At 37.8% G+C, this 20,810-nt stretch carries 19 protein-coding genes, 1 tRNA gene and 1 pseudogene; 9 read left to right on the forward strand and 12 right to left on the reverse strand.

All coding sequences use genetic code 11. The features are described 5' to 3' along the window. Positions 1-105: 105 nt before the first annotated feature. Positions 106-1,011, reverse strand: coding sequence for an AEC family transporter (locus WA249_RS03405; protein ID WP_336166487.1), 906 nt, complete (start codon positions 1,009-1,011; stop codon positions 106-108). 115 nt (positions 1,012-1,126) lie between these two features. Between WA249_RS03405 and WA249_RS03410 the strand changes: the two genes are divergently transcribed. The 3 genes from WA249_RS03410 (at position 1,127) to WA249_RS03420 (ending at position 4,452) form a co-directional block, all read left to right on the forward strand. Beyond that, the gene (locus tag WA249_RS03410; protein ID WP_336166488.1) at positions 1,127-2,011 is read left to right on the forward strand and encodes a LysR family transcriptional regulator; all 885 of its coding nucleotides are present in this window, start codon (positions 1,127-1,129) and stop codon (positions 2,009-2,011) included. Positions 2,012-2,312: 301 nt separating this feature from the next. After that, positions 2,313-3,500, forward strand: coding sequence for an ammonium transporter (locus tag WA249_RS03415; RefSeq protein WP_336166489.1), 1,188 nt, complete (start codon positions 2,313-2,315; stop codon positions 3,498-3,500). A gap of 256 nt (positions 3,501-3,756) precedes the next feature. Further along, positions 3,757-4,452, forward strand: coding sequence for a phosphatase PAP2 family protein (locus WA249_RS03420; protein WP_336166490.1), 696 nt, complete (start codon positions 3,757-3,759; stop codon positions 4,450-4,452). A gap of 1 nt (position 4,453) precedes the next feature. Here WA249_RS03420 and WA249_RS03425 read toward each other — a convergent pair whose 3' ends face one another. The 6 genes and pseudogenes from WA249_RS03425 to WA249_RS03450 all read right to left on the reverse strand — a co-directional run bounded on the left by WA249_RS03425 (position 4,454) and on the right by WA249_RS03450 (position 11,458). Next, on the reverse strand, positions 4,454-5,788 hold the full coding sequence (locus tag WA249_RS03425) for an ATP-binding protein (protein WP_336166491.1): 1,335 nt from the start codon (positions 5,786-5,788) through the stop codon (positions 4,454-4,456). A gap of 29 nt (positions 5,789-5,817) precedes the next feature. Further along, a complete protein-coding gene (locus tag WA249_RS03430; protein WP_199967611.1) occupies positions 5,818-6,486 on the reverse strand; it encodes a response regulator transcription factor in 669 nt (222 codons plus the stop codon). 14 nt (positions 6,487-6,500) lie between these two features. Beyond that, positions 6,501-8,150 carry a phosphoethanolamine transferase gene (locus tag WA249_RS03435; RefSeq protein ID WP_336166492.1) on the reverse strand — a complete coding sequence of 550 codons (1,650 nt, stop codon included), beginning with the start codon at positions 8,148-8,150 and terminating at the stop codon, positions 6,501-6,503. 181 nt (positions 8,151-8,331) lie between these two features. After that, complete coding sequence (locus tag WA249_RS03440; RefSeq protein WP_336166493.1) at positions 8,332-9,666, reverse strand: DcaP family trimeric outer membrane transporter; 1,335 nt, start codon at positions 9,664-9,666, stop codon at positions 8,332-8,334. A 272-nt stretch (positions 9,667-9,938) separates the two neighbouring features. Beyond that, positions 9,939-10,131, reverse strand: a pseudogene (locus WA249_RS03445) (hypothetical protein). 73 nt (positions 10,132-10,204) lie between these two features. Beyond that, entirely contained in the window at positions 10,205-11,458 is a 1,254-nt protein-coding gene (locus tag WA249_RS03450; RefSeq protein WP_336166494.1) for an MFS transporter, read from the reverse strand. A gap of 128 nt (positions 11,459-11,586) precedes the next feature. Here WA249_RS03450 and WA249_RS03455 point away from each other — a divergent pair, with 128 nt between their 5' ends. The 4 genes from WA249_RS03455 (at position 11,587) to WA249_RS03470 (ending at position 14,646) form a co-directional block, all read left to right on the forward strand. Next, a complete protein-coding gene (locus WA249_RS03455) occupies positions 11,587-12,213 on the forward strand; it encodes a lysophospholipid acyltransferase family protein (RefSeq protein ID WP_336166495.1) in 627 nt (208 codons plus the stop codon). Between the two features lie 66 nt (positions 12,214-12,279). Further along, positions 12,280-13,197 (forward strand): patatin-like phospholipase family protein, encoded by a 918-nt coding sequence (locus tag WA249_RS03460; protein ID WP_336166496.1) that lies wholly within the window; start codon positions 12,280-12,282, stop codon positions 13,195-13,197. 104 nt (positions 13,198-13,301) lie between these two features. Continuing rightward, on the forward strand, positions 13,302-13,763 hold the full coding sequence (locus tag WA249_RS03465; RefSeq protein ID WP_004789340.1) for an NfeD family protein: 462 nt from the start codon (positions 13,302-13,304) through the stop codon (positions 13,761-13,763). A gap of 28 nt (positions 13,764-13,791) precedes the next feature. Then, positions 13,792-14,646 carry an SPFH domain-containing protein gene (locus tag WA249_RS03470; protein ID WP_336166497.1) on the forward strand — a complete coding sequence of 285 codons (855 nt, stop codon included), beginning with the start codon at positions 13,792-13,794 and terminating at the stop codon, positions 14,644-14,646. A 64-nt stretch (positions 14,647-14,710) separates the two neighbouring features. Here the strand turns inward: WA249_RS03470 and WA249_RS03475 are convergent, their stop codons facing one another. From WA249_RS03475 to prpF, 3 genes are all read right to left on the reverse strand, one after another. Further along, entirely contained in the window at positions 14,711-15,079 is a 369-nt protein-coding gene (locus WA249_RS03475) for an MmcQ/YjbR family DNA-binding protein (RefSeq protein WP_336166498.1), read from the reverse strand. 57 nt (positions 15,080-15,136) lie between these two features. Continuing rightward, complete coding sequence (locus WA249_RS03480; protein WP_016137086.1) at positions 15,137-16,048, reverse strand: polyprenyl synthetase family protein; 912 nt, start codon at positions 16,046-16,048, stop codon at positions 15,137-15,139. A gap of 160 nt (positions 16,049-16,208) precedes the next feature. Continuing rightward, complete coding sequence (gene prpF / locus WA249_RS03485; protein ID WP_336166499.1) at positions 16,209-17,396, reverse strand: 2-methylaconitate cis-trans isomerase PrpF; 1,188 nt, start codon at positions 17,394-17,396, stop codon at positions 16,209-16,211. 378 nt (positions 17,397-17,774) lie between these two features. On the opposite strand from prpF, the gene WA249_RS03490 reads away from it, so the two are divergent. Then, positions 17,775-19,130: an amino acid permease gene (locus tag WA249_RS03490; RefSeq protein ID WP_016137088.1), complete on the forward strand. Its 1,356-nt coding sequence runs from the start codon at positions 17,775-17,777 to the stop codon at positions 19,128-19,130. Positions 19,131-19,247: 117 nt separating this feature from the next. On the opposite strand, the gene WA249_RS03495 is transcribed toward WA249_RS03490, so the two are convergent. Further along, on the reverse strand, positions 19,248-19,502 hold the full coding sequence (locus WA249_RS03495) for a TIGR03643 family protein (RefSeq protein ID WP_336166500.1): 255 nt from the start codon (positions 19,500-19,502) through the stop codon (positions 19,248-19,250). 311 nt (positions 19,503-19,813) lie between these two features. Here WA249_RS03495 and WA249_RS03500 point away from each other — a divergent pair. After that, positions 19,814-19,886, forward strand: a tRNA-Arg gene (locus WA249_RS03500). 13 nt (positions 19,887-19,899) lie between these two features. On the opposite strand, the gene hchA is transcribed toward WA249_RS03500, so the two are convergent. Further along, positions 19,900-20,775, reverse strand: coding sequence for a glyoxalase III HchA (hchA, locus tag WA249_RS03505; protein ID WP_013196940.1), 876 nt, complete (start codon positions 20,773-20,775; stop codon positions 19,900-19,902). Positions 20,776-20,810: the final 35 nt, after the last annotated feature.

Below are 20,810 nucleotides of genomic sequence, written 5' to 3' on the forward strand. Positions count from 1 at the left end.
AAAAGTGTAGCAATAATCAGACGAGGAAGGTAGCCAAGCATTCTTTAAGTCAGAATCAGCCTATTTATTTTTAGAAAATACAATACGACTTATCTAAGTTATAACCTAAGAGATCCACCAAATCACTAATGGTAAAGTCACGGCAGCACATAGAGTTTGAAAGCTAATCACGGCTGCCATGAGCTGACTATCGCCACCCAAAACTTTGGTTAAAATGTAGGAAGCAGAAGCAGTCGGCAGCGCAAAGAAAATGATTAAAATTTGTGTTTGCAAACTTGGTAAACCAAACCACGTACAGACCGCGTAAGCCAATGCAGGCACTGCTAAAAGTCGTGCAAACGTGTCTGCTGCCAATACCACAATGTCCTTTTTAATTTGCATAAACTGTAAAGCTGCGCCCACACATAACAAACCTAGTGGCAAACTTGACACTGAAAAAAGCTTAATAAACTGAGTAAAGCCTTCCCAAATTGGGATATGAAGTGCATTGACTACTGCCCCAACCACACACGATGCAATTAACGGGTTTTTAAGGAGTGCAATCAAAACAGGTTTAATTGCCATGTGTTCTTTAGAGGTGAGAGCAAGCACCGAAATTACGTTTACCAGTGGAATGCAAAGCGCCAATAAAATCGCCAGAATTGCCATTCCTTCACTTTTAAAAAGCGAAGTGACTAAAGCCAAACCAATATAGGTATTAAAGCGAACCATACTTTGGACATGCACACCAAAACGTGCAGGCGGTATGTGCCAAAACATTCGGAGGATATATAAAAAGATGGTCACAGCTAAGACCACAGTCAACATTGCAATAATGGCTGTACTCAAGCTTTGTAAGTCAATTTTTGCAGTCGATAGCGTACTAAAAAGCAAAGCGGGAAATAAAATATAGTAATTAAGCTTCTCTGCCCCAGTCCAAAACTCATCGCTAAAAAAACGATATTTTTTAAATAAGTATCCCGATGCAATTAATGCAACTAAGGGAAAAAGAGATAAAACAATACTATTCATTTCTTTACTCGAGTTTTGTTGGGGCTTGCTGTTTGGCAACTACCTTGGCTTACTCATATATTAAAGATAATGAAAACTCATGATAAAATGAGTTTTTACTCATAACAAATACAACATGACATTTACCCAGCTTGAAATTTTCGCACTCATTGCTGAACTAAAAAGCTTCACTGCTACAGCAGAAAAACTGGGAATTTCGCAGTCGGCAGTTTCCCATGCACTTAAATCATTAGAACAACAATGGGGCATTAACCTGATTTCAAGAACTCAAAGCGATATTGAGCTCACCACGACAGGTCAACAGCTTCTTACCCATGTAAAAGAGCTATTGAGTATTTCCGATACCTTAGAAAAAGAAGTGGCTGCCATCCATGGTTTAAACGAAGGCACATTACGTATTGGCTCTTTTGGTGCTTCATCTTCTATTTATCTATTGCCTGAAATTTTAGAAACCTTTCGGCAACGCTATCCTAAAATTGAAATTTATATTGATGAAGGTGAAGATAAAGAAGTTGCTCAGTGGTTATTAGAACGGCGCATAGAGGTTGGTTTTTTGATTATGCCAGATGAGCGTTTTGATACTTTCCCCTTGATTGAAGATCGTTTTGTTGCCTTAATTCCCAATCAATTTCCACTTGCGCAACAACTCTATATTGATCCAGCACAGCTAGAAAATTGCCCTTTTATTATGACAATGGCTGGTAGTAGATATCAGGTCGAATTAATTTTAAAAAACTTTAATGTGAAACCAGACATCAAATTTTATGTGTCACAAATTTTGAGTATCGTCAGCATGGTTCACAATCAATTAGGGGTATCCATTGTGTCTGATATGGTCATCACCAAAGAGTTACTCTCACTTTATCCAAACGTAGTTAAACGCCCTTTTAAACCGAACCTTAAACGCTCAATTGGCCTTGCAGTCAAAAATAAAAAGCACATGAGTCCCGCTGTGAAAGCATTTATTGAAGTTGCTCAAGAGGTTTGGTCAAATCATTAAATGATTAAGGATAATTTTAGGAATTTGATAACGAACTCTTTCAGGTCATTTTATAAGCGCATTAGATGACTTGTAACGTAAAAAGCGCCATAACTGCCCTATCTTAACCAAATCAACGCACCATTTATCACCAAAAACCACTTTTCCAATTCAAATTGGTGCACTTATTGCATATTCACTTTTATGCAATTGAGTTTGTTTCGACAAACTTAGGTTTTTAGACTCCTTAAATCTATTTTGGTGCAATTTACAGACCCAGATTTGTTCCAAAATGGAATTTAGCACTTTTTTCGAGCATGCTATGCAAAATGTAGATCTATTTTTCTTATTACTTGGTGCTGTTTTGGTTCTTGCCATGCACGCAGGTTTTGCATTCTTGGAACTTGGTACGGTTCGCCATAAAAATCAGGTGAACGCACTTAGTAAAATTCTGACTGACTTTGCCCTCTCTGCAATCGCTTATTTCTTTGTTGGCTACTACATTTCTTATGGTCAGCATTTCTTCCATGATGGTACAGCTCTAGCAAATGATCATGGCTACAACCTGATGCGCTGCTTCTTTTTACTCACTTTTGCTGCGGCAATTCCTGCGATTATTTCGGGTGGTATTGCTGAACGCGCAAAAATGCGTTCACAAGCGATTGCAACACTCGCTTTAGTTGGTCTGGTTTATCCTTTTTTTGAAGGCATGGTTTGGAACGGTAACTACGGTCTACAAAAATGGTTAGAAACGACCTTTGGCGCAGCTTTTCACGACTTCGCTGGTTCAGTTGTGGTGCATGCTATGGGTGGTTGGATTGCACTTGCTGCCGTGATTTTATTGGGTGCACGTTCTGGTCGTTATAAGAAAGATGGTCGTGTAAGTGCTCACCCGCCATCTTCTATTCCATTTTTAGCGCTCGGTTCATGGATTTTAATTGTCGGCTGGTTTGGCTTTAACGTGATGAGCGCGCAACGTGTTGATGCTATTTCTGGTCTAGTTGCCATTAACTCACTCATGGCAATGGTTGGCGGAACGATTACAGCAAATGCGATTGGAAAAAATGACCCCGGTTTCTTACACAACGGTCCACTTGCAGGTTTAGTAGCAATCTGTGCGGGTTCTGATATTGTTCATCCAATCAGTGCACTTGTGATTGGCGGTGCAGCAGGTGCTATGTTTGTGTACCTATTTACCTACACACAGAACAAGCTCAAAGTAGATGATGTGTTGGGTGTATGGCCATTACACGGCGTATGTGGTGCATTTGGTGGTATTGCGGTGGGTTTATTTGGTCAAAAGTGGCTTGGTGGTTTAGGTGGTGTATCTTTCGCCTCACAACTCATTGGTACAGTGCTTGCGATTGCCATAGCTCTTGCTGGTGGTTTTATTGTCTACGGTATACTTAAAGCAACTATTGGCATTCGTTTATCTCAAGAAGATGAGTTTAGAGGTGCAGATTTATCCATTCATAAAATTTCTGCAAACTCCGAAGAAGGTATGTTTTAATTCAGTGCTTATGAAGCAGGGTTTCAATATCCTGCTTAACATTGCGTTCTATAAATAAAATTTTAAATAAAACACTTACTATTGATTAAAAAGCATGCTTTCAAGTCTTTATCTAATCAATTTAGAGTGCTGAAAAATATATTAATTTTAATATTATTTTAAGATTTACAAATAAAACCCTGTTTAGTTTAAGAACAATTTAAGTTTTATTTTATGTAATGCCTTCAACTCACACTCAAATTGATGTTGCATCGTAATGAACCAACAAAAACAATTTTTTCAACTTCAGCTTATTTTTCTTGCCCTTAGTTTTTTTATACTTTTATTCATATTTCCAGTGGGTGGCAAAATTGATATGTATCTCATCCACCCTTGGATGGATTCAACAGGTCATTTTTTTAATCGGGACAATTGGTACCTTGTCAGGGTTAACCATGAAATCATAAAACAAATCATCACCACCGTTTACGTCATCTTTTTAGGTCTATGGATTGCATCATTCAAAGTCGAAAAATTGAAGCTTTATCGTTGGCAATATGGCTATATGTTTTTAGTGAGTATGATTGGTAGTGGTGTAGTTGGTCTATTAAAATCACAATCTGCCCACGCTTGCCCGTGGAATATGGTTCATCCGACTACTTTAAGTTATGTGTGGGACTTTACCGCTACACATGGTCATTGCTTTCCAGGTGGTCATGCAAGCGCAGGCTTTATTTTAATGACAGGCTTTTTTGTTTATCGTCTTGAACAACCTAAACGCGCCTATTTTTATCTCATCGCTGGCATCATCTTAGGCTTTCTGATGGGCTGGGGACAAATGATGCGTGGTGCCCATTTCCTTAGCCACAATTTATGGACAGGCTGGGTGGTTTGGGCAGTGAACATCGTATTTTATAAAATTTGTATTCACCGCTTTGAGTTTGAAAAACGAATGAAACAAGAACTTGCTTAAATCAAGTTCTTGTTTCATGAATATGTAGAGTTTTAGGCAGTTTAACTAAAACAGAAAGTCCGCCAAGCTCTAAGCTTCGATCTAGTGTCAAACTTCCACCTAAACGCTGAGTCGCTCGGTCAACAATTGATAGACCTAAGCCACTGCCCACTTCAAGGTGGTGGTGTACCCGATAAAAACGTTTTAAAACTTTGTCATAGTGTTCAGGGTCAATACCCGCACCGCTATCTTCAATTTGTATACATGCATCGCCATCTTTAGCAGTAAAGACTGAAATATTAATCATTCCTTCATGAGGCGTGTATTTGATTGCATTATCAATTAAATTAAAAATAATTGAATGTACTGTTGGCTCAACACTATGCATTTCAATAGGTTCATTGCGAACAAATCCTAGGTCAATGTCTTTTTGCATAGCTAAATTAACAAGCTGTTCAACACAATTTAAAGCGACATCATTGAGTTGAAAAGTTCTGGTCGGTTCAATCACACTTAGAGAGACATCTTGCTTAGCCAACGCCAAAAGCTGTGTGACCAAATGCTGAATACGTGCTAATCCTTTACTCAAGTTTTGCAGTGCTTGATGCTCAGGAAATTGACTGATTAAAATTTTAGTTTGTAAATTTAAAGCTGTGACAGGAGTTCGTAACTCATGGGCAGCATCTGCAATAAACTGTTTTTGCTCATTTTGAGCTTTAGAAATGCGCTCAAACAGACGGTTCATTTCATCAATAGTTGGCAATAACTCTTGAGGATAGTCTACAACTTCAATGGGTGTTAGCTCTTCCGAATCACGTTCCTTCAACTCATTTTTAAAGTCATCTATCGGCTTTAGGCCTCGACCAATAATTGCAGCTAAAGCAAAAATCGCAAATGGTAAAATAATTAAATACGGAATAAACATACTTCCTGCGAGTTCCAAAGCAAAAGCTTCACGAACATTTTCTTGTTGACTGACTTGAACCTGATAATCTTTTAAAGGCAAAACATAAGTTCTCACCACACCTTGGCTCGTTGTATGCGAGTAAAAACCAGCTTGAGTCACAGGTGGAACTAATAAATTTAATTGATGAGATAAGTGGGACTGATCTTTATAAGCCCAAATATCTAAAAATAAATCTTCTTCATGATAAGTTCTGTGTAAATCAAACTTACTGCTTACTGTTTTTACAGGATAGGCAGCTGTTCGCTCTGCCAAATACTGCATTTGAGTATCTAAAATTTCATCAACTTCTTGAAGTGCAACCTTATAGGCACTAAAAATTAATATACAACCTAAGATGACACTGAAAATTGAGGTGCCCCAAATCAGTCGTTTCTTTAATGAATAATGCACTTTATGAAGTTCCAAAATTTAAGCGAGGATTACCCTAAACGGTAACCCAACCCTCGAATAGTTCGAATAAAGTCTTTCCCGAGTTTAGCCCTTAAGTGATGCACATATACTTCGATCGTATTACTAGTCACTTCACTATCGAAATCATATAACTTGTCTTCAAGATTTGCTTTAGAAAAGATTTTATTTGGGTGGCTCATCAAAGGAATAAGAATTGCCCATTCACGATTCGACAAGTCGATCCGTTGGCCTTTAAAGGTTGCAATATGTTGTTCAACATTTAAAACCAGATCACCACTTTGTAAGAGTTGCTCATGGTTCGCAAGCTGAGCCTCTACCCCACTACGGCGCAATAAGGCATGAATGCGAGCAAGTAATTCATCGAACTCGTAGGGTTTAATTAAGTAATCATCTGCCCCGTGGTTTAATCCATCCACACGATTTTGTAACTGGTCTCGTGCCGAAATGATTAAAACTGGAGTCACAGCTCTTTGACGGATCTGTTTTAAGACCTGCATACCATCCATCATCGGCAAGCCTAAGTCTAATAAAATAATATCAAACTTATTTTTAGCCAATTGAGCAAGACCATCTAAGCCATTGTTGACCCACTCCACCTCAAATTGATGATATTGCAGCAACGTTATTGTTGACTCAGCAATCATAAAATCATCTTCAATCATCAAGATTTTTGTCATGTTCTAGGCTCGCTTTAATTCACATGGGCACAAGAGTGCAATATGTCCAGTTGAGGGTTGATGACCTGAGTTTTTACATCCAGCAGACTTAACAAACTTGGGAATAAATTATCCTGACTTAACTTTTGTTTGGTTTGTTGGTTTAAACAATTTACTTGAGCAAGATTCTGTTGTTTCCAACCATCAGAGAACCACATAATCATTGGTATATGTGTTTGTTGAGTCGGTGCGATTGAGTAAGGCGCGCCGTGTAAATACATACCATGCTCACCTGTTGACTCACCATGATCAGATAAATACCAGAAACCTGTTTGATAATTCGATACTTCTTTTAAAGTATTAATCATTTGGCTTAATACATGGTCTGTATATACGATTGTATTATCATAGCTATTTACTAATTCGGCTGGTGAACAACCCTGTATCGCATTAGTATCACAAGTTGGTTTAAATGGTTGATATCCTTGAGGTGCGCGCTTGTAATATGCTGGTCCATGGCTACCCATCTGATGCAATACAACTAAACGTGGACGCTGATCATCTTTCGGAATAGAAGCCAAATATTGCTTTAAGCTCTCAATAAGAATGTCATCAAGACATTCACCATCTTTACACCACTTTTGCTTTAACTCTTCTGGAATTTGATATTGTTCAACGCGATCACATGCACCTTTACAACCTGAGTTATTATCAATCCAAGTGACCTGATAGCCTGCACGTTTTGCAATATCAAGTAATCCTTCACGATGACTCGCTAAATGCTCGTCATAATCAGAACGTGGCATACCTGAGAACATACATGGCACCGAAACCGCCGTTGCAGTACCACATGAACTCACTTGCGAGAAGTTTAAAATATCTTGTTTAGAAAGTTCTGGATTCGTATTTTTTGCATACCCATTGAGGGAGAAACTTTCAGCACGTGCAGTTTCACCAACCACAAGTACCATGAGTTTAGGTAAACCTTTTTGAGTTTGTTGAACTTGTTGAGCATCTTCACCATATTTCACAAGGGGAAGGTTTTTCTTTGGCGCTTTTTTACGATAATAAGACATAATCGAAGAAATAGTATTTTGCGGAGAAATCATGCCTTTTAAATCACGATGTTCCCTAAAGATTGCTGCAAAATCAATATAATATGTAAATAACAAACCACCTATAACTGCAAACGCAATGGCAATGGCGAGTACTTTTTTAACTAAAAGCGGAAGTATTTTTTCTTGTTTGAATTTTACCTGTGTAATTAAAATAATAGGTAAAACGACAAAGAAAATAGTCCAGAATAGAAAACGCAAAGAGAGTAAATCTGTAGCTTCTGAGACATCTGTTTGTACAATATTTTGAATTTGGTCAGGTGAAACAATGACACCTAAAGTGTTTACAAAGTACGAGCTAAAACCACCAATAAATACCAGCAAAATGGCAAAAATTTTAGCCGTCCATTTCCAGTTTAAAATTTGTAAAATCGCATAATAAGCAGCAATGAGAATAACCACTGTAGCTGCTAAGAATAGACCTGCTTTAATACCTAAATATGGTGTCAACAGGTGAACTTTCTTATAAAAACCAATATTTAGAATTGCGCCTAACCAAACGGCTATAATGAAGTTGAACATAAACAGGGAAATCTGCTTATTTCTTAATTTAGAAAAAAAACTCAGCATCTCTGGTTACTACGACCTTTTTTTATGATGTTCTAATGTAAAAATTGAAACTTAAAAATGACTTAAATAAAAAATGATCTATGACAGAAATCTTAAAAAATACTTATTTTAAATTTTTTTCTAACAAAAAGACGAGGTTAAATTTAACCTCGTCTTTTTTATTTTTAACTAAATATTGTTCTTAGAAACTATATTTAGCCATTAAACCAATGCGGTTATCTTTATAAGACTGGCCAGCAAACGTTTCACGCTTACCATTTACATATTCAAGACCTAAATCAATTGGTTTAACAGGCGTATAGATAAAGTTGATCCATGCTTGTTGAACTTTTTCATTACCAGCTGTATATGCTTTTGCATAATCAGTGCCATCATCAGCAAACTCTGCACCATACGCTAAAGTTGAACGTAAGTTAGGTAAAATTTTATAAGTACCGCCTACTTGTACAGCAACAAATTTATTTTGCTCAATACTGTTGTTTACCAAAGTATAGGCAGCGTTACTACCATATAAATAGCTATTATCACCAACTACATACGAAACATCAGCAAAAAGTTTTAAAGGATCAGATACTTTAAAGTCTGTACCTGCTGCAATACCCCAACCAGTTTTGTTATCCTTATTACCTGTTGGTGATTTATAGTTTTCTACTAAAGCACGCGCTGATGCAGAACCTTTACCGTCTGCATAACCTTGAGTAATTTTAGCAGTTAATGCAGGTAAGCTATATTTAATACTATCACTTGTCCAGCTGCCACTTGCATCTTGTTTACCATTAAGAGCAGTACTATCACCCTTTTCAGCAGAAACAAACAATTGTGTAGTTGGTCCTAACTTGTAGCCATAACGTACTTGAGGCACACGTTTAGTACCACCACCAACGTTTGTCGAGAAGTCGATCATTTCTGGTGCATGGTTAGCCAAGAAGTTTGAAGTTGTTTGACCGAATAACCAGTCGTTATACGTTAAATAAGCATGACGAATACGCAATGAACCATTTGAATCTGTTGTAGAACCAGCAAAATCAACTTCGAGTTTACCGCCCACTTTGGCATCATTTACTGGAGCAGTAAAATCTAAACCAAGGCGAGTTGTTTTAGCAGTTGCACGTAATTTATCGTGTGTTTTACCGTCAGTTTTACTAACATCACCAAAGTCATTATCCGCACCTTCGATAATGTAGTTAGCATCACCACGAACAAAACCATAAAGGTTTACATCAGCACCAGCTTTAGATTTAAATCCTGCCAATGGAGAAGCTGATGCAGCAACAGGTTGAGGCTGTGACTTAACTTCAGCTAACTGTACTTGTTGTTGTTGCTGTACTTGCTGCTGTTGTTGCTGCACTTGGCTTTGTTGTTGAATTAAAGCTTTTAAAGCTTCAACTTCTTTACGAAGCTGTTGAATTTCCGCTTTGTCGGAAGTCGCAGCATGTGCCCCACTCATCATTAAAGCTGTAACTGTAAGAGCTAAACTTTTAACAACGAAAGATTTACGATTAAGGAATAGATCCATCAAAAACTCCAAAAATATATTTTATGTTGCCTATCCATGCCAAGTTGATTTACGCCATTAAATTAGGGGGCTAAAAAATCAACTCTCCTCCACTTTGGTTACATTAATTTTATTACCGCAACCAAAACCAATTTCAAAGTTATGCAAGACCAAAACCAATAACCAAAGACATAAAAAACATACTTTGACTTACAGATTTTTACCTTAACTTCATGTTGTAACGAATCCTACACAACTCTCTTATCTTATAGAATGATTAAATCGTTATTTCATTATTCTTTTTTAGACTTTAGGCTAATATACCGTCTAATTGAATACTCTTTTACCTATCTTTGATTGATTCACATGATTTTTCTTGTTAACGAAATCCATTTTTACTCCAGTTAGCTTCCATTTGCCACCCAAACAAGATGGCACAATTAATAGCGCATTTAAATAGCTAAAAACATACATTTTTAAAAATATAGACAAAGGTAGTAGCTAATGACTAGATCACTCCTTAATCGATATTAAATTTCTTTATTTCATTTAGTTAACATTAGTTTTCGTGTAGTTTTACATGTTTCCATAGGTAAATAGGAAGCAAAGTAACAGTGCCAATAATGACAATAGCTATCAAATAATGGAAATACCCGAAGGCATCTCCAAACACTCCACTCAAGGTATAAAGACCACCGCTTACTGTCGCCATGATCGAAACTTGAAAAGTAAAATCGGTACCAGCGTAGTTCTTTCGACTGTAATGCATGACTAGGGTTAACATTACAACGAGTAACATGGCTACAAAGGCATCTTCTAACGCATTGATAGTATAGATAAGCCATGTATTTATTTTTATCTTTTGCTCGTAAGCATAAGCCAAATAAACATAAGCAGCTAAACTCATGATTTTTAATATTGAAAAACTAATTAATGTCGTTGGTCTAGAAAAATGCTTTAACACCCACCCTGCAATAAATGCTCCCACTAAAGCAGCAACAGCTCCCAGCATGGTGATGTAAACGCCAATTTGGGTAAAGCTTAATCCCATATCAACCATTAAAGGTTTTAGTATTGGCCCAGCTAAGCCATCTGCCACTTTAAAAGTGATAAGTACCATTAGCCAAGAACGAAGTTCCTTATTTTGAGAAAAATAACTCAAATAAGCCTTAATTCTGGTAACTAGATTTGGTTGGCTAGGTTGATTAGTAGGATGAGAACTATGAAGAGGTTCTTTAAATAGTAAAACAGGTAACGTGTTGATAAAGACTAAGGCGGCTAATAATAAAAAAGTCGGCTGCCATGACACCCAGTCTAGACACCACAGTACGGCCCCCCCACCCACGATAAAACCAAGACGAGAACCTACAACTTGAAATGTATTTCCCCAATGTTGCTGGTCCTGTTGCAATAGATTAACAGCCAAAGCATCGGTCGCAATATCTTGTGTTGCTCCTGTTAAGTTCATTAAAAGAAGCGAAATAAAAAACGTAAATAGATAAAGAGGCTGATCTAAAGCCTGAATGGGGAAAAAAGACAAAATGCACAGTACACCCACGGTTAAAAACTGAGTCGGTAAAATCCAGCTACGATAGTGCCCTAAGCGTGAAATCGCATGTCGATCTACCCACGGTGCCCAAAATATCTTAATTGACCAAGGCAACATGAGCAGCCCAAAACCACCAATATGAGCAAGTGATACACCTTCAGCTCTTAATATTACGGGTAAAGCATGTGTCATAAAACCCACAGGCAAACCTTGTGCCCAATATAAGGAAAATAGCAGAAGATAAAGATTTTGCTGCCGAAACATATATACCTACTTTTTATTTCTTTAATGAGGAATAACATCAAATGTCATGTTGTTCTTACATTTTGCCAATGAAGCATATATTTCAAAAGATTAAGATAAAACTAGGACAAGTTAAAATTTAAAAAAATATGGATCAACATTTCCCTAATTTACCTGATTTGGTACCCCAACGTGGCACTGCTTTAAGCCGAACACTATTTAAAAAACTTTTTTTAGCGCAAGGTTGGACAATTGAAGGCGAAGTTCCTAATTTTCCAAAAGCAGTGGCGATTATTTCACCTCATACTTCCAATATAGATGGATGGTATGGCTTTCTTGCAATTTTCGGATTAGGTATCCAGATTACGGTTTTGGGTAAAGATGCTCTTTTTAAACCACCGTTTAAGCGAGCGTTAGACTGGGCTGGCGTTATTCCTGTTAAACGTGACACAGCCAATGGACTTACTGAACAAGTGGTCAGCACGATTCAAAAATATGAAAAGATCTGGATTGGGATGGCGCCCGAAGGCACACGTAAAAAAGCAAAAAAAATGAAAAGTGGTTTTTACCATATTGCCGCAAAAGCCAATATTCCCATTGTGATGTTTTCTTTTGATTATGACCGTAAGATGATTCACTGCTTGGGTCACTTAGACCCAAGTGGCAACTATGATGAAGATCTCACCAAGATTTTTGAGCGTTATGAAGGAAAAATCTCACCCAAAAATCGCAATTGGCTTGCCGAACCTTTACAAAATCTAGTGAAAAAAACCTAGCAAAAATTGAGCGAATCTGGTCTTATGGCCCTTCTTAATTTATCTCGACATAGATTATTTTTAAAGATGAAAATTGCTCAATTTGCCAGTATTGGATTTATCTCTCTAGCACTCTTTGGCTGTGATAAATTTAGCAAAACACCAACGCCGACTACCTCAATTAAAGCCCGTGAACCAGTTATCGCACTTGCCTTAGGAGGCGGTGGAGCAAAAGGATTTTCACATATTGGTGTTATCAAGGTTTTAGAGTCACATGGTATTAAACCGAAAATTGTTACGGGTACAAGTGCCGGCAGTTTTGTAGGAAGTATCTATGCCAGTGGGCAAACACCTTATCAGCTTCAAAATCTTGCGCTTAAATTGCAAGAATCTGATATTCGTGATTTAACACTTAATCGCCAAGGTATTATTCTTGGGCAAAAGCTACAGGACTACGTGAACCGTAACGTGGGCAACAAGCCAATTGAGAAGTTCCCAATTCGTTTCGCAGCAGTAGCAACTCGTCTTGATAACGGACAAAAGGCTGACTTTATTAAAGGTAATGCAGGTCAAGCTGTACGTGCGTCTTGTAGTATTCCAAACGTGTTTGTACCTGCCACAATTGGCAATCAAAAATACATAGATGGCGGATTAGTTAGTCCAATTCCTGTTAAAACAGCACGTGATATGGGTGCAGATATTGTAATTGCGGTTGATATTTCTGCACGTCCTGCAGGTAATCGCCCAGCCAATATGTGGGGTTTACTTGATCAAACCATTAATATTATGGGCCAACAAAGTATTAATGAAGAACTCAAGCAGGCCAATGTTGTCATTCAACCTAAAGTTGGGCACTTAGGTGCACTCGATTTGAAATCAAGCAATGAAGCTATTTTAGAAGGTGAAAAAGCTGCTCAGGCACAAATACGCCAAGTTGAAACTGCAATTGCGAACTTCAAAAAATCTCCAGCCGCATTTAAGCCCGCACCACGTCCTAAATTTTAATTGAGGTGGTTTTTTTCTATCCACATTTCCTATCATCTGCTACAGTGGTAAAAGTGATATTAGTCACTTTTACCCATCATAAAGATATATAAAAGAGCAGATCTATGGAGTTTGTTGTACAACCTTGGCACTGGTTTGTATTGGGTATCTTACTTATTCTTTCTGAACTGATTCTACCTGCCTTTGCCGCACTCTGGTTTGGTATTGCCGCCATTATGGTGTGCATTCTCTATTGGTTATTTCCAGATATTAGCCTCACAACACAAATTGTATTGTGGATAATACTATCAGTGCTATGCACCATTCTTTGGTTCAAATTTATTAAACCTTTATCAATTGATAAAACAAAAGCGGGATTGCCCCGTGAAGCAACGATTGGTCAAATTGGAATGGTGATTCAAACAGGTCTAGACCATGATCAAATTATTGTTCGCTTTCCAATGCCTATTTTAGGGGCCGATGAGTGGAATTGTCGGAGCACTACTCCTGTTAAAGTAGGCGATCGTGTCAGAGTTATTGATATTTCGGGTAATGACTTAATTGTTCAAACCCATGGTACTTCATAAACATTAAAGATAAAGAGAGGGTATTTTCATGCCAGTCGGTACTATTATTGTTTTAGCCTTTTTGGCGTTTGTGGCTATTACCATTTTTAAAGGGGTTCGTATTGTTCCTCAGGGCTACAAATGGATTGTCCAACGTCTAGGTAAATATCACACCACCCTTAATCCGGGGCTTAATTTTGTGATTCCCTATATCGATGACGTGGCTTATAAAATTACCACGAAAGACATTGTACTAGATATTCCGTCACAAGAAGTGATTACACGTGACAACGCTGTATTACTTATGAATGCTGTCGCATACATTAATTTAACCACGCCAGAAAAAGCAGTTTACGGTATTGAAAACTATACATGGGCAATTCAAAACCTTGTACAAACCTCACTGCGTTCTATTGTAGGTGAAATGGATCTAGATGATGCATTGTCTTCACGTGATCATATTAAAGCTAAGTTAAAAGCTGCAATTTCTGACGATATTTCAGATTGGGGCATTACACTGAAAACAGTCGAGATTCAAGACATTCAGCCGTCTCATACCATGCAAGCTGCCATGGAAGAACAAGCTGCTGCAGAACGTCAACGTCGTGCTGCTGTTACTAAAGCCGATGGTGAAAAACAGGCTGCTATTTTAAGTGCAGAAGGTCGTTTAGAAGCCTCACGTCGTGACGCAGAAGCACAAGTTGTGTTAGCTGAAGCATCTCAAAAAGCGATTTCAATGGTGACCAGTGCAGTGGGTGATAAAGAGATTCCAGTTGCTTACCTTTTGGGTGAACAATATGTAAAAGCAATGCAGGATATGGCGAAATCAAATAATGCTAAAACTGTGGTTTTACCTGCTGATGTTTTAAATACAATTCGCGGTATTATGGGAAAGCATAATTAATTCAATTACTTCAAATAAGTAATTAAAATCAAGGCGGTGACTATCATGTCGCCGTTTTTTTATATTATTGGTTTTTTAATCTTTTCTGATCTTTCAAAGGTAATTTCTTTACGACTAAATCATAAGAATCATGAATTAAATCTTGAAGTAAATCGCTAGTTAAACTCTTATGCGGTGTAATCGAAATCCAATGCTTTTTATTCATGTGATAACCCGGAATAATAAATGAATAAAGCTCCTGATATTCCTGACTTTTATACGGATCACACTTCACATTAATCATTTTGACGCCTGCAACTTCCGCCGTCAGCATGAACATTTTCTCTAAAATTTTAAAAACTTCATAGTCAGGTCCAAATGGATGAACGTGCTGGCTAAAAGGAAGATTACTTGCAATTTCAATTGCTTTTTGATGGAGTTGTTCACCATTCATCTTTTTCTCCCTTATCCATTTCACATGAATAGAAGCATTAATATTGATTTAATATTATTAATTCGTACGTGCTAAAAGAAATTGTGAGATATCTACTAACTCTTTTGCATTATCACCAAAATGAGCTAAAGCCTCAAAAGCTTGATCGTGCAATTCTTTGGCATAAATCTGTGCTTGTTCAAGACCCATTAAAGCTGGGTATGTCGATTTTTGCACTTGCTCATCCTTACCAGCAGTTTTACCCAAAGCTTCGGTACTCGAAGTAATATCGAGAATATCGTCTAACACCTGAAAAGCCAGTCCAATGGTCTGCCCATATTGGCGTAACTTTGGAATTGCTTGATCTGTTCCAGAAAAAATAGTGACTGCACCCATCATAATTGCAGCCTGAATGAGCGCGCCAGTTTTATTACGATGAATATTTTCAAGTTCGTCTTGAGCAATTTGCTTAGCTTCAGCTTGTAGGTCTAATACCTGTCCACAGACCATTTTAGAGGTGGCTGTTGCTAAAATCTGAATTTGTTTTAATACAATCGCGGCATCGGTACCCTGTCCTTGTTCATCGAACAAACGGCTACCTAAAACCTCAAAAGCCATTGATTGTAAAATATCACCTGCGAGTAAAGCAGTATCTTCACCAAATGCAACATGACACGTCGGCTGACCACGGCGTAGTAAATCATTATCCATACAAGGCAAATCATCGTGCGCTAGCGAATAACAATGAATTAACTCTACAGCAACCGCAGCACGGCGAGCCGCAGCAAAATTTGGATTTGGCTGTAAAGAAGCTGTGGCATAACACAAAGCCGGACGCACACGTTTTCCACCAAGCATGACTGCATGGTGTACTGCACTTTTTAATGGTTCTGGAATTGAGAACGCGGCCAGTGTCGTCAATAAATCTTGTTGAATACGTTGTTGAGCTTGTTTTAAAACATCCGCATTAACTTGAGAGAGTGATGACACAGTCGCCTCGATAAAATCAGTAGAGAAATTTTATTGAATGTAATGAAGCATTCATGCGCTACATCATACACGATTCACTGTGAAAAGTGGGTGATGAGTTTTTGAGGGCAAACGTAAAAAAGCCTCTACATGTTTGAGAGGCTTTTGTACTTAATGACTTTTATAAACTGTCACCCGGAACACGCACCCAACCTTCCATTAACACACGTGCACTACGGCTCATAATGGCTTTTTTCACAACCCATTGATCATTAATACGTTCCGCTTGAGCACCAACACGTAATGTTCCAGATGGATGTCCGAAACGTACTGCTTCACGTTCACCACCACCAGCCGCTAAATTTACTAACGTTCCTGGAATGGCAGCCGCTGTGCCAATTGCAACCGCTGCGGTTCCCATCATCGCATGGTGTAATTTACCCATCGACAAAGCACGAACCAGTAAATCGACATCACCCTCTGAAACTGGCTTACCACTTGAAGCGGTATAGTTTTTCGGTTTAGAAACAAAAGCAATTTTTGGTGTGTGCTGACGCGCAGCTGCTTCTGAAATATCTTTAATTAGGCCCATCTGTACCGCACCATACGCACGAATTTTTTCAAACCGTGCTAGTGCAGTTGCATCACTATTAATATGATCTTGTAATTCTGTACCTTGGTAACCCAAATCTTCTGCATTTAAGAAAATGGTTGGAATACCTGCATTAATAAATGTCGCTTGGAAACGACCAATATCAGGAACGTCTAATTCGTCAACGACATTTCCTGTCGGGAACATATCGCCGCCTTCTTCACCATCATCGGCTGGGTCTAAAAACTCAATTTGAACTTCAGCAGCCGGAAATGTCACCCCATCAAGTTCAAAATCACCAGTTTCTTGAACTTGACCATTGGTGATAGGCACATGCGCAATAATGGTTTTTTGAATATTTTTTTGCCAGATTCGAACTGTGCATAGGCCATTTTCTGGAATACGATCTGCATTAACCAAGCCATTTGAAATCGCAAAAGAGCCAACCGCAGCAGTTAAATTACCGCAGTTACCACTCCAGTCTACAAAAGGCTGATCTATTGAAACCTGACCAAATAAATAATCTACATCATGCTCTGGCTGAGAACTTTTAGCGAGAATAACTGTTTTACTCGTACTCGAAGTGGCTCCTCCCATCCCATCAATTTGTTTTCCATAGGGGTCTGGGCTACCAATGACACGGAGTAAGAGCTGATCTCTTGCTTGTCCTGCAACTTGGGCTTTTTCCGGCAAATCATCAAGCTTGAAAAAGACACCTTTACTGGTTCCACCACGCATATAAGTGGCTGGAATTTTAATTTGCGGTACTGAGCTCATATCAACTGTTATCCTTACTATTATGTTCTTCTATATCAAAACAAGCATTCTTGTTTACCCTTCTCTGCATCTTAAATTGTTTTAAGGCCAAGAGATAGCGATCTGCTTTATACATCAATCGTATTGACGCAAGCATATTTTGAGAATTTAGCAATATGCTTGCAATGACTTAATCTAAGCAAAAACTAACAAAAAAAGTCTATATGAAATTATATTTTTTAGAGCACTTTTCACTCGATATTGAAATATTAAAAGTAAACCAATGATTTTAAATGTATTTTAATATTACTTTTCAGTCACTGCTTATTAATTTGTAGTCTAGGCTAAAATAACTCCATCTATTAGAATAATTTACTTATTCATTGTGAGTGAAGACCTTTGACCAACGAATCTTCTACACTGCAACGAGGACTAAAAAATCGACATATCCAATTAATTGCTATGGGTGGAGCAATTGGTACCGGATTATTTTTAGGCTCGGCGCAAGTGATTCAATCTGCGGGACCATCCATTATTTTAGGATATGCCATTGGTGGCTTAATCGCGTTTTTGATTATGCGCCACTTGGGAGAAATGATTGTTGAAGAACCTGTTGCAGGATCGTTCAGCCATTTTGCTTATAAATATTGGGGGAAATTTCCCGGATTTTTAGCTGGATGGAATTATTGGATACTCTATGTTCTGGTTGCGATGAGTGAACTCACCGCTGTTGCCAAATATATTAATTATTGGTGGCCTCATATTCCAGCATGGACTTCTGTCTTATTTTTCTTTGTCGTGATTACAGCCGTAAACTTAACCAACGTTAAATTTTATGGTGAATCTGAATTTTGGCTCGCCATTATTAAAGTAACTGCGGTCATCTCGATGATTATTTTTGGCCTTTATTTGTTGTTTACAGCAGATGTGGGTTCAAGCATTTCATTTAGTAACCTGTGGACACATGGTGGATTTTTTCCAAATGGCTTTAGTGGTCTGTTCTATATGTTAGCTTTTTTAATGTTCGCTTTTGGCGGCATTGAGCTCATTGGTATGGCAGCAGCAGAAGCAAAAGATCCGAAAAAAACTATTCCAAAAGCAATCAACCAAGTTGTTTTCCGTATCTTGATTTTCTATATCGGTTCACTAACAATTTTGCTTTCATTAGTGCCATGGAACCAGTTAGATCTTGGTGGCCTCGACAAAAGCCCATTCGTCATGATTTTTAGCCAAATGGGAATTGGTTGGGCTGCACATCTTCTTAACTTTATTATTTTAACTGCTGCTTTATCTGTTTATAACAGTGGTATGTTTGCAAACAGCCGTATGTTATATGGTCTAGCTCAACAAGGTAATGCTCCACAAGTTTTCAAAAAAGTAAATAAACAAGGTGTACCTGTTCCAGCCGTATTACTTTCTGCATTATTAATTTTTGGTTGTGTACTGTTGAACTACTTTGTACCCGAAGATGCATTAAGTCACTTAATGTATATCGTCGTTGGTGCATTAGTATTGAACTGGGCAATGATTAGTTTGACTCACCTCAAATTTAGATCAGCAATGAAGGCAAAAGGTGAAAAAACTCACTTCCCTGCACTTTGGGCACCATTTAGTAACTATTTGGTTTTAGGCTTTATTGCAGTTGTTCTCTACATTATGTGGAGCCAAGGGTTTAAAGAATCTGTGATGATGATTCCTATCTGGATCGTTCTTATGTTTGTACTATTTAAATTATTGAATTCTAAAAAACAATAATATTATATTTCGTACCTAAACACTAAAAAGCCTCTATTTCGATAGGGGCTTTTTAGTGTTTAATCAGAAAATTACGCGCTGTAAAAATTAAAATTTCATCGACAATTAAACTAGACGTTATGCATATTTATACTGACGCGAACAGTAGCCTCGTTCAATTTCTGGCGAACGTAATTGTTGATGTTTAGTTTTACGCCCTGCCATACGTTTGCGCCAGAGTTTAAAACTATTGGTTTTCAGGTTGTATCTCATCAAACGAATAACTTCGCTTTCACTTAAGCCATATTCTCGCTCAATTGCTTCAAATGGAGTGCGATCTTCCCATGCCATTTCAATAATTCTAGATAAGTCCTGTTCATCAATTTTTTTCATGTTATGCCCTTTTGAATTATACGATAGCCAAATCTGATTTTTAACAAACAACCTTCTAGGAATAACTTCACCTACTCGATTGCTTGTCTTAAACCTTTTCGTGTTTTGCTTCAGATCATAGAAAGATCAACATGAATTTTTTGTGATTTTTTTAGCTTTCTAAACTGTTTTTCTACAAGACATAAGTGTTCGAAACCATTGAATGGTTCAACTTTATCTTTATTGCCCACTATGGCAAAAGTTTTAATAACTAAAACGTAAAAAAGCCATTGCCTTCGCAATAGCTTTTTTGTTTATAATCATAAAATTATGCGCCCTTAGCTTAACTGGATAGAGCAGTTGCCTCCTAAGCGACCGACGTGGGTTCGAGTCCCGCAGGGCGCACATATTTCATCACTTAATCCTTCACTTCAGCCAACAATGTTTCAGCTGCAAGTTTTCCTAAATTATTAGAAGCAAGCGGACTATCACCAGTTAGCAATTTACGGTCTCTATGACATTGCCCAGTAATGCCCTTATTTAAAATTTCGACACCGAGCTTTTCAAGGTTTTCACCCACTAGCCAAGGTAAAGCTCCAGGCATATAACCAATATCAATATTTGCTCCCTTATCTAATGAATCAGGGAATACACAAATTTGATAGCCTTTAAAAATATAGTTTTCTGGCTGTTCATCTACTGCCGCAGCCAGTAATGAAGCTGGACCATGACATAATGTAATAATAAATTTATCTTGTTCAACTGCCCATTTAAGAACTTTTTTCACCTCAAGGCTATGTGGAATTTTAGCTAATACGCCATGTCCACCTGGAATGAATACAGCCGCATATGGTGAGTTTTCCCCCACTGCGTTTTCTAAAATATCAGTTAGCTTTAATGGATTTTTTAATTTGTCTGCATATTTCTGAAAGGTATCTAATACAACTTGTTCTTGCTTTGGCATTGCCCACATTTCAAGTTTAGCAGGGTTCCCAGAAAGTGTCGCAACATCAATTTCAAAGCCTGCATTATCTAAATGAAACATCGGTAAAAGCATTTCTACAGGATGGTTACCTGTTGAAAAGAACTTACCGTTTTGCATCTGGATATAACGCTCATCAGTTGCAATCATTAAAACTTTTTTATTGCCCGCATACGGCGTTGAATAAGTCGTGCCGTCGTAATCGGTTTTAGGAGCAGTATATTGACTTAGTGAATAAGGTGATGGGAAAAAGGCATTATCTTCAGCCAAATCTGGAGTAGGATTTTTATCATCAATATTTGCGGTATTCATTGTTACTATCCTTTTTCATCAGTATGGAAAGAAAT

The organism is Acinetobacter sp. 161(2023) (assembly GCF_037027805.1).
In the GTDB taxonomy this organism is placed as follows: Bacteria; Pseudomonadota; Gammaproteobacteria; order Pseudomonadales; family Moraxellaceae; genus Acinetobacter.

Bases quoted from the DNA above. Each gene is read 5' to 3' on its own strand.
- WA249_RS03405 (WP_336166487.1), bottom strand. From the start codon at position 1,011: ATGAATAGTATTGTTTTATCTCTTTTTCCCTTAGTTGCATTAATTGCA.
- WA249_RS03410 (WP_336166488.1), top strand. From the start codon at position 1,127: ATGACATTTACCCAGCTTGAAATTTTCGCACTCATTGCTGAACTAAAA.
- WA249_RS03415 (WP_336166489.1), top strand. From the start codon at position 2,313: ATGCAAAATGTAGATCTATTTTTCTTATTACTTGGTGCTGTTTTGGTT.
- WA249_RS03420 (WP_336166490.1), top strand. From the start codon at position 3,757: ATGAACCAACAAAAACAATTTTTTCAACTTCAGCTTATTTTTCTTGCC.
- WA249_RS03430 (WP_199967611.1), bottom strand. From the start codon at position 6,486: ATGACAAAAATCTTGATGATTGAAGATGATTTTATGATTGCTGAGTCA.
- WA249_RS03435 (WP_336166492.1), bottom strand. From the start codon at position 8,150: ATGCTGAGTTTTTTTTCTAAATTAAGAAATAAGCAGATTTCCCTGTTT.
- WA249_RS03440 (WP_336166493.1), bottom strand. From the start codon at position 9,666: ATGGATCTATTCCTTAATCGTAAATCTTTCGTTGTTAAAAGTTTAGCT.
- WA249_RS03450 (WP_336166494.1), bottom strand. From the start codon at position 11,458: ATGTTTCGGCAGCAAAATCTTTATCTTCTGCTATTTTCCTTATATTGG.
- WA249_RS03455 (WP_336166495.1), top strand. From the start codon at position 11,587: ATGGATCAACATTTCCCTAATTTACCTGATTTGGTACCCCAACGTGGC.
- WA249_RS03460 (WP_336166496.1), top strand. From the start codon at position 12,280: ATGAAAATTGCTCAATTTGCCAGTATTGGATTTATCTCTCTAGCACTC.
- WA249_RS03465 (WP_004789340.1), top strand. From the start codon at position 13,302: ATGGAGTTTGTTGTACAACCTTGGCACTGGTTTGTATTGGGTATCTTA.
- WA249_RS03470 (WP_336166497.1), top strand. From the start codon at position 13,792: ATGCCAGTCGGTACTATTATTGTTTTAGCCTTTTTGGCGTTTGTGGCT.
- WA249_RS03475 (WP_336166498.1), bottom strand. From the start codon at position 15,079: ATGAATGGTGAACAACTCCATCAAAAAGCAATTGAAATTGCAAGTAAT.
- prpF (WP_336166499.1), bottom strand. From the start codon at position 17,396: ATGAGCTCAGTACCGCAAATTAAAATTCCAGCCACTTATATGCGTGGT.
- WA249_RS03495 (WP_336166500.1), bottom strand. From the start codon at position 19,502: ATGAAAAAAATTGATGAACAGGACTTATCTAGAATTATTGAAATGGCA.
- hchA (WP_013196940.1), bottom strand. From the start codon at position 20,775: ATGAATACCGCAAATATTGATGATAAAAATCCTACTCCAGATTTGGCT.